The 216-nt window shown below is 57.4% G+C and carries 1 protein-coding gene; it reads right to left on the reverse strand.

Annotation, left to right across the window (positions count from 1 at the left end; all coding sequences use genetic code 11):
- Positions 1-216, reverse strand: a 216-nt coding sequence (locus tag BFP90_RS28850) for an immunoglobulin-like domain-containing protein (protein WP_176718056.1), incomplete at both ends; no start/stop codon positions are given.

Raw genomic sequence — 216 nt, forward strand, 5'->3', positions numbered from 1 at the left:
TATCCAGTTTCAGAGTGACGTCAGTACCGGCCTTGTTGCTCAAGGTCGCGGTGTACGTGATCTGGCCACCTTCGTTGACTGCGCTCGGCGCGGTCAGCGTGACAGTGGTGGTGTTGTCGGTACCCGGTGTATCGGTAACGGTGGTATTAACCGGCGTGGTGCCTGGAACCAGATTTTCGAAGTGCTCGCCCCCAGTGACAGTCTTGATAGCAGTGG

This window comes from Pseudomonas sp. 24 E 13, from assembly GCF_900004715.1.
Classification (GTDB): domain Bacteria; phylum Pseudomonadota; class Gammaproteobacteria; order Pseudomonadales; family Pseudomonadaceae; genus Aquipseudomonas; species Aquipseudomonas orientalis_A.